The sequence below is a fragment of the Sphingomonas horti genome, assembly GCF_009753715.1.
GTDB classification, from domain to species: domain Bacteria; phylum Pseudomonadota; class Alphaproteobacteria; order Sphingomonadales; family Sphingomonadaceae; genus Sphingomonas_B; species Sphingomonas_B horti.
The window spans coordinates 149114-155773 of record NZ_WQMS01000002.1 but is presented as its reverse complement, the minus strand read 5'-3'; the positions used below and the strand labels follow the sequence as shown (position 1 = coordinate 155773).

The 6660-nt window shown below is 68.6% G+C and carries 6 protein-coding genes; 1 reads left to right on the top strand and 5 read right to left on the bottom strand.

Going from position 1 to position 6660, the window contains the following annotated elements:
• Positions 1–181: 181 nt before the first annotated feature.
• From GON01_RS03330 to GON01_RS03315, 4 genes are all read right to left on the bottom strand, one after another.
• A complete protein-coding gene (locus GON01_RS03330) occupies positions 182–724 on the bottom strand; it encodes a CarD family transcriptional regulator (protein WP_157025944.1) in 543 nt (180 codons plus the stop codon).
• A 255-nt stretch (positions 725–979) separates the two neighbouring features.
• Positions 980–1318 (bottom strand): ferredoxin FdxA, encoded by a 339-nt coding sequence (fdxA, locus tag GON01_RS03325; protein ID WP_157025943.1) that lies wholly within the window; start codon positions 1316–1318, stop codon positions 980–982.
• Positions 1319–1352: 34 nt separating this feature from the next.
• Positions 1353–1643: an RNA-binding S4 domain-containing protein gene (locus tag GON01_RS03320; protein ID WP_181600257.1), complete on the bottom strand. Its 291-nt coding sequence runs from the start codon at positions 1641–1643 to the stop codon at positions 1353–1355.
• A gap of 135 nt (positions 1644–1778) precedes the next feature.
• On the bottom strand, positions 1779–4277 hold the full coding sequence (locus GON01_RS03315) for a helicase-related protein (protein ID WP_157025941.1): 2499 nt from the start codon (positions 4275–4277) through the stop codon (positions 1779–1781).
• Positions 4278–4463: 186 nt separating this feature from the next.
• On the opposite strand from GON01_RS03315, the gene GON01_RS03310 reads away from it, so the two are divergent.
• Positions 4464–5915 (top strand): M23 family metallopeptidase, encoded by a 1452-nt coding sequence (locus GON01_RS03310; protein ID WP_157025940.1) that lies wholly within the window; start codon positions 4464–4466, stop codon positions 5913–5915.
• Between the two features lie 83 nt (positions 5916–5998).
• On the opposite strand, the gene GON01_RS03305 is transcribed toward GON01_RS03310, so the two are convergent.
• Positions 5999–6598 (bottom strand): YdeI/OmpD-associated family protein, encoded by a 600-nt coding sequence (locus GON01_RS03305; RefSeq protein ID WP_157025939.1) that lies wholly within the window; start codon positions 6596–6598, stop codon positions 5999–6001.
• Positions 6599–6660: the final 62 nt, after the last annotated feature.

The window sequence follows — 6660 nt, the reverse complement described above, 5'->3', positions numbered from 1 at the left end:
CCTCGACCGCTTCCCGCCAGCCGAATGCGCAAACTATCTCCGCAACTGTGGCTATGCCGCTACCTAAGCTGAAAACGCTCTAGTATCCACAACGGGGCGCACTGGGGCTTTCCCTACGCCAAAAGAAAAAGGCGGCGCCCTTCGGCACCGCCCTTTTCGTCAGGCCTGAGGCCCGGGACCGTTACTCCGCCGCGGCGTCGGCCTTGGCCTTGTTGTAGATCGCGGCGGCCTTGTTCAAGATTTCGAGGATCTTCTTCAGCGCGCCGGGCTCGTCGATCTGCTCCATCGCGGCGAGCTCACGGGCGAGGCGGCTGGCGGCCGCTTCGAAGATCTGACGTTCGGAATAGCTCTGCTCCGGCTGGTCGTCGGCGCGGAACAGGTCGCGCACGACCTCCGCGATCGAGACGAGGTCGCCCGAGTTGATCTTGGCCTCATATTCCTGCGCGCGGCGCGACCACATGGTGCGCTTGACCTTGGGCTTGCCCTTCAGCGTCTCCATCGCCTCGCGCATCGTCTTGTCCGAAGACAGCTTGCGCATGCCGACGCTCTCGGCCTTGTTGGTGGGAACGCGGAGCGTCATCCGCTCCTTCTCGAACCGCAGGACATAGAGTTCGAGGCTCGCGCCCGCGATTTCCTGCCGTTGAAGTTCAACGACGCGACCCACGCCATGCTTTGGATAGACAACGTAATCGCCAACATCGAAGCTGAGCGCCTTGGCAGCCATGAGTGACCTTTCTGTCTTCTTGGTCCGGGCCCGACGCGCGCCCGTATCAATGCGGGCGTAACGCGACCTCGTCGGGAGCGGACGGTCAGAGGAGGAGTTGGACCTTTCTTGCAGATGTAAGGGACATCTGTGCCGAGCCAAGCCCGGTATTGATCCATTTAACAGATCGGAAATAAAAATGCCAGCGTTGTCGGGAAGCCGACACAGCGATTTGGATGGTTAACGGTGGAAACCGCGCCGATGGCCGCGCGAGGCTCAGTCGCCCTGGCCCGGCTCCGGCGAGAAGTACTTGTCGTACTTGCCTTCCTCACCCTTGTGCTCGTCGGCATCGGCGGGCGCGCCGCGGCTGCGCGTGACGTTCGGCCACTGCGCCGAGAAGGTCGCGTTCAGCTCCAGCCACTTCTCCAGGCCGCTCTCGGTATCGGGCAGGATCGCCTCGGCCGGGCATTCGGGCTCGCAGACGCCGCAGTCGATGCACTCGCTGGGATTGATCACCAGCATGTTCTCGCCTTCGTAGAAGCAGTCGACCGGACAGACCTCGACGCAATCCATGTACTTGCAGCGGATGCAGGCATCGGTGACGACGTAGGTCATTGGTCTCGGGCCCCTGGAAGCGGTTGCCGCCTCGCTAGGTCGCGGCGCCGGGCGCGTCAACAGGCGGAGACAAGTCGCTGTAGCACAGCCGCGCTTCCGCCGCCGGCCCGCGCCGCGCCGGCAGTGCCTCCACGCGGATCACGCGGACGCGCCCGTGCAGCGGAAAGCTGAGCACGTCGCCGACCCGCACCGGCGCGGCCGCGCGATCGACGACCCGGCCGCTGATCCGCATATGCCCGGCTTCAGCGACGTCCTGCGCGAAGCTCCGCGTCTTCGCCAGGCGCGCGAACCACAGGAATTTGTCGAGGCGAACGGTGTCAGTCACCCAGATGCTCCGCGGCCATTTGCACTCCGTTCGGGCTGAGCTTGTCGAAGCCCTCTCTTCGTGAGACGCCGAAAGAGCAAAGAAGGGCTTCGACAGGCTCAGTCCGAACGGAGTTTGAGAGCTTGAGTGCCAAACTCACTGCCCCAGCCCGGCAAGCGCCGCGAAGGGGCTGTTCGGATTGACCGGCGCGCGCTGGTCCGGGGCGCGGCGGCGGCCGTGCCAGCGCCATGCGGGTTCCGTGCCCGGCTCGGCCGGAAGCGCGCGGAAGCCGAGCGACAGCATCAGCCGTGCGAGCGTTTTCGGCTCAAGGCCGACGGAGGTCGCGAGCGACGGGTCGGGCGTGAACGGTCGCTTGCCTTCACGCGCTTCATGCGCAGCGCGGGCGATGCGCTCGACCATGTCGATCCGGACCTGCTGCCGGCCGATCGCGCGAAAGCCCGGGGTCTTTGCATGGCCCGCGGCCAACAGCACTGCCCCGGCCGGCGGCAGCGCGGGCATGGCCTGGTGCTCCCGCACCGCAAGCAGCGCGGTGCGCCACCTGAGCGGCTCCGGCTTCAGCAGCGACGGCGCGAAAATGTCGAGCGCGCCGATCGTCAGGCCCAGCCTGCGCGCGGCGGCGCGGTCATCCCGGGAAAGTGCGGCCAGCACCGTCTCGACGGCACGGCGCTCGACGATCCCGCCTGAATCGGCGAGCGGCGCGAGCAGCGCGCGGAGCGCCGGCGCGGTCGTCGGGTCGGCCGCCGCCGCCGCCAGCCGCTCCAGCGGGTCCAGCAATTTCTCGGTGCGCGCCTCCAGCCAGCGATGGAGCCGCGCAAAGATGATGTCGCGGCTGCCCGGCTCCAGCGCGGCGGCTGCGCGCTCCAGCTTCAGCCTCGGCCGGAGCAGCTCTCGCGTCGGTTCGAAGCGCGCGATCTCGCGGCCGTTCCAATGAATCGCCGGCGGCTGGCCGGTCTCGGTCGCGAGGACGAATGCCGCGTCCTCGCTTGCCGCGAGCGCACGCGCACGCGCGGCTCGCTCGCCGGCGAGGCGGCGGTCGGCGGCGGCGATCAGCCGGCGCGCATCGGCATGGCTGGCGCTCGCGTCGGGCGTGAAGGCAAAGCCGTCGAGCCGGCCGATCGGCTCGTCATCGACGGTAACGGCTCCGTCCTCGGCAATCGCGACCGGAAGCTGGTCGAGCCCGGCGCCGATCTCGCGCAGCAGCACCGAGGTGCGGCGATCGACGAAACGCTGAGTCAGCGCGGCGTGCAACGCGTCGGAAAGCTTCTCCTCGGTCGCGCGGGTCCGCTCTGCCCAGTGCTGCGGGTTGTCCAGCCAGTCGGCGCGGTGGGCGATGTAGGACCAGCTGCGGATCGAGGCGATGCGATCGGCGATCGTGTCGACGTCGCCGCCGATGCGGTCGAGCCGCGCGATTTCTTCCGCGAACCAGGTGTGGGGGACGTGGCCGTTGCCTTCGGACAGATGCTGGTACACGCGGCCGACGAAGCGGGCGTGGTGCTCGGCGCCCGTCTTGCGGAAATCGGGCAGGCCGCACGCGGCCCAGAGCCGCCGGACAGCCTGCGGACTGCGGGTGCGGGCGCGGACCCAATCCTCGTCGGCCAGCCGCTTCAGCACGGCAAGGTCGATCGCCTGCGGCGCCGCGCGCAGCACCGGCCTGTCGGGTTTCGCCTCCAGAGAGGCGATCAGCGCGTCGAGGCTCGACAGATCGGGATCGCCGTCGCGCCAGTAGAGGAAGTCGAGCGGCGGGAATCGGTGGTTCTCGATCGCCTCGATCTCTTCGGGCGTGAAGGCGCCGGGGCCGTCCATCGCGAGCGAGCCGAACGTGCCGTCGCGCTGGTGACGCCCGGCGCGCCCGGCGATCTGGGCCATTTCGGCAACGCTGAGCCGCCGCGTCCGCCGGCCGTCGAATTTCTGCAGCGAGGCGAAGGCGACGTGCGCCACGTCCATGTTGAGGCCCATGCCGATCGCGTCGGTCGCGACCAGATAGTCGACCTCGCCGGCCTGAAACATCGCGACCTGGGCGTTGCGCGTGCGAGGGCTGAGCGCGCCCATCACCACCGCCGCGCCGCCACGCAAGCGGCGCAGCGTCTCGGCTACCGCATAGACTTCCTCGGCCGAGAAGGCGACGATGGCCGAGCGCTTGGGCAGCCGCGACAGCTTCTTCGCCCCGGCGAAGCTGAGCGTCGAAAAGCGCGGGCGGTTGACGATCTCGGTCCTGGGCAGCAGCGCCTTGACCATCGGCCTGAGCGCATCCGAGCCGAGGATCAGCGTCTCCTCGCGGCCGCGGGCGCGGAGCAGCCGGTCGGTGAAGACATGGCCGCGCTCCGGGTCCGCGCCGAGCTGCGCCTCGTCCAGCGCGATGAACGCCACGTCCCTGTCGAGCGGCATCGATTCCGCCGTGCACAGGAACCAGCGCGCGTGCGGCGGCACGATCTTTTCCTCGCCGGTGATCAGCGCGACCTGGTTTTCGCCCTTGATCGCGACGACGCGGTCATAGACTTCGCGCGCCAGCAACCGCAGCGGAAAGCCGATCATGCCGCTCGAATGCGCGCACATCCGCTCGACCGCGAGGTGGGTCTTGCCGGTGTTGGTCGGCCCCAGGACCGCCGCGACCGGCGAAGAAGCGAAGCTGGACATTGCCGCTATCTTGGTTGTTCGCGTCGTAATCACAAGCAGTTGCGCGACTGAACGCGCGACCGGCGCGTTTCGCCGCAGTAACGGCTTTCGCGCCAGCAACTTAGGTTGACGTTAACCCTGATTGTCCACAGTCCTTGCGACCTCGCCGCTGCATGATCGCGGCGCCACTTGCCGGGGGGCAGCATTTTGTATCGGCCTGACGACCACGGATTCACGCTTGGCGGCGGCAGCGCCGCGGTCGCGCTTGCCCCGGGATTCGGGCGCCGCGGACCGGCGGACGGCCGCTTCGCCGATCTCGACCTGGTCGTCGACCTCGGCGCGCGCATCGGTTCGAAGGAGTGGTGGCGCGGCCTCGGCACGCTCGCCGGCCTGTGCGGCGCCGCGCTGGTGCTGGCGCCGGGCCTGTACCGCCCCATCCCGGGCGCCACGCCGGCCATCGCCACGACCGATCAGTGGGACCAGGTGCGCGCGCAGTCGATCGCGCCGCTTGCCTATGGCGCGGACAGCGGCCGTCACATGGCGGCGACCGACCTTGTCCGCCCACTCTCCGAAGCGCCGGAGCGGCCGATGCTCGAATTGAGCGCGGCGGTGGGCGAAGGCGACAGCTTCGCGCGCGTGCTGGAGCGGGCCGGCGTCGCGGCTGCGGAGGCCGAGCAGGTTGCCGGCATGATTGCCTCGGCAGTGCCGCTCGGCGACCTCGCCGCGGGCACGCGGCTCGACATCCGACTCGGCCGCCGCGCCAACAAGCACATGGCGCGGCCGCTGGACGCGCTGGCGTTCCGCGCCCGCTTCGACCTGCGGCTGGAAGTGACGCGCGTCGACGGCGCGTTGCAGCTGACCCGTCAGCCGATCCGCGTCGACTATACGCCGCTGCGCGTCACCGGAGAAGTCGGAGACAGCCTGTACCGCGCCGCTCGCGCGGCCGGCGCGCCGGCACGGGCGGTCGAGGCCTATCTGCGCGCCATCGGCAGCAAGATGTCGGTCGGTGCGATCGGCTCCGACGCCCGGTTCGACCTGATCATCGAACAGAAGCGGGCCGAAACCGGCGAGGTCGAGACCGGCAACCTGCTCTACGCGGGGCTGGCCCAGGGACGCCGCAAGCTGCAGCTTCTGCAATGGTCGATCGGCGGCCGCACCGAATGGTATGACGCGGCCGGCGTCGGCGAGAAGCGTGCCGGCCTGACCCGTCCGGTGACCGGGCACCTGACCTCCAGCTTCGGCATGCGGTTCCATCCGCTGCTCGGCTATAGCAGACTTCACAAGGGCGTCGATTTCGGCGCGCCGACCGGCACCCCGATCTATGCGGTCACCGACGGTGTCGTGACCTTCGCCGGCCGCCATGGCGGGCACGGCAATTTCGTCGAGCTGCGGCACGGCGGCAATATGGGCACGGGCTATGCGCATATGAGCCGCATCGCCGTCCGCTCCGGCCAGCATGTCCGGCAAGGCCAGGTGATCGGCTATGTCGGCTCGACCGGCCTGTCGACCGGCCCGCACCTGCATTTCGAGGTCTATCGCAGCGGCAAGGCGGTCAACCCGAAGTCGGTCAGCTTCGTCAGCACTTCGCTGCTGAGCGGCAACGAGCTTCGCGCGTTCCGCTCGAAGCTGGCTGAGCTGCTGGCGACGCCGGCGAGCTGACCGACATCACTTCGGCGGAAGCTCCACCTTCCTTGAATGAAGAAGGTGGGTCCCGGGTCGAGCTCGGGATGACGGGACCGAGATCAGCAGCTCTCATATTTCCAGTTGCGGCGCTTGCCTTCGGCCATCCATTCGACGGCCCGGGCGACGCGTTTAGCGCGGGTCTCGGGACGCCTGGCCTCCGTGACCCATTCCAGATATTCCCGCTGCTGGCCCGGCGGGAAGCCGTCATAGGCCGCCTGCGCCCCTGGGTTCGCGGCCAGGGCCGCGCGCAGATCGTCCGGTATGGCGAGCGGCGGCTTCGGATGCTTGAGCGGCCGCGGCGCCTTCGTGCCCGAATCGATCAGCGCCGCGGCCTTTCGCACCATCGCTTCCAGCGCCGTGTCTTCCGGCAGGTCCGCAATGCTGGTCAGCCGGCCGAACTGGCCCATCGCCGATTCGGCCTGTTCGGTACCGGTCACTTCTTTCGACCGCCAGAAGCCGAAGGTCGCATGCTCCTTGAACGCCGCCATGCCGGCCAGGATCTGCCCCTTATAGGTAAAGGAGGGCATGCTCCATTTGAGCGTTTCTTCCACCTCCGGACAGGCGCGATGGACGATCGCGCGGATGTGACGCAGGATCAGCTGCGCGAACACCGCCTTGCTTTCGATGAACGCGTCGACGCGCGGATCGGTCTTCCCCATCGTCGCTCCTCCCCAGGGGTCGCAGAATTGCGCGTCTTGGGGCCGCACGCAACCGGAGCGCA